The following is a 1627-nucleotide window of genomic DNA, read 5'->3' on the forward strand; positions in this document are numbered from 1 at the left end:
CCCCGGTCCGGGGTGGCCATCGGCACGTACGCGGTCAGGTCAGAGCGAGAGGACGGGGTGGCCATCGGCACGTACGCGGTCAGGTCAGAGCGAGAGGACCTGGCCCGGGTGGATCAGGTTCGGGTCGCCCCAGCTCAGAGCCTGGTTACCTCCAGTACTGATCATGCGAGGCCGATCCCGGCGAGCCGTTCCGGGCCGATTCGGCCGCCGGCCTCCCGCCCGAAAGTGACCCGGGCCACTCCGGCACCCCTGTGAGCCCCGACACACCGTCACCGAAGCGCAGGCGGCCGGCCACCCTCCGCCCAACTCGCACGCCGACCTCTCACACTCCTCTCACGCCTTCGGTGGCCCGGGACACAGCCGTGAGCTGGGCGTTAGCGCCGGGGTGCGGAAAGGCCCGGTCCGGCATCCACTACGCTCCGCTCAGCACCGGGGGCCAAGAAATTCTCCGGATGTTTTCCGTTATCGGCGGGCGGCCCGCTGATCTCCCATCACGACAGGGCAGTACGGACAGGCCGACGGACAAGGTGGCAGGCGGATGGACAGGTACGACGCGGAGCGGACGGTGACCCGGGCCCAGGCGGGTGACCAGCAGGCCACGGACGAACTGATCGGCGCTCACCTGCCGCTGGTCTACAACATCGTCGGCCGCGCCCTCAACGGTCACCCCGACACCGACGACGTGGTGCAGGAAACCATGCTCCGCGCGGTCGACCACCTGCCCTCGCTGCGCGATCCGGCCGGGTTCCGCTCCTGGCTGGTCGCCATCGCGATGAACCAGATCCGCCGTCGCCACCAGGTGTCAGGCCAGGCCCAGATCCCGATCGGCCTGACGTACGACTCCGCCGACCCCGGCGCGGACTTCGTGGACCTCACCATCGTCCGGCTCGGCCTGGCCGGGCAGCGCCGCGAGGTCGCCGAGGCCACCCGCTGGCTGGACCAGGACGACCGGGAGCTGCTCTCGCTCTGGTGGCTGGAGGCGGCCGGCGAGCTCAGCCGGACCGAGCTGGCCGAGGCGCTCGAGCTGTCCCCGCAGCACGCGGCGGTCCGGGTCCAGCGGATGAAGGGTCAGCTGGAGACCGCGCGGGTGGTGGTCCGGGCCCTCGCCGTCCTGCCCACCTGTCCGCAGCTGGCCGAGCTGACGACCCAGTGGGACGGCGCCCCCAGCGCGCTCTGGCGCAAGCGGATCGGCCGGCACGCGCGTGAGTGCGGCTACTGCGCCCAGCAGTGGGAGGGGCTGTTCCCCGCCGAGGGCCTGCTGGCCGGGCTGGCGCTGGTGCCGATCCCGCAGCATCCGGTCGCCTTCCCGGTGGACACTCCGGACACTCCGTCAGAGTTCGGCACCGAACCGACCCCCTCCACCCCGCCGACCGGTGGCCGGGCCGCCGCGCGTCGGGCGGCCGCCCAGCGGCCCGGCCAGCGCGGCAAGGGTGGCGGTGGACGGCGGCGGGCCAAACCGCGTTCCCGCGGGCGCGTGCTGGTCGCGGTGATCGGCACCACGGTCGTCACCGCCGCGGCGGTCGGCGTGGTGGGCGCCGGCCAGAGCCCCTCGCCGCAGGCGGCTCCCCGGATCGACGGTTCGGCCACCGCCGCGGTCGCGGCCGCGCCGCTCCAGGTCGAGGCGGCC

Annotated in this window: 1 protein-coding gene; it reads left to right on the plus strand. The window is 73.6% G+C overall.

Going from position 1 to position 1627, the window contains the following annotated elements:
• Window positions 1-538: 538 nt before the first annotated feature.
• Window positions 539-1627 (plus strand): RNA polymerase sigma factor (locus ASC99_RS27170; RefSeq protein ID WP_157531786.1); only part of this gene is annotated, 1089 nt, incomplete at its 3' end.

Origin of the sequence: Kitasatospora sp. Root107 (genome assembly GCF_001424875.1) — a bacterium.
GTDB lineage: Bacteria > Actinomycetota > Actinomycetes > Streptomycetales > Streptomycetaceae > Kitasatospora.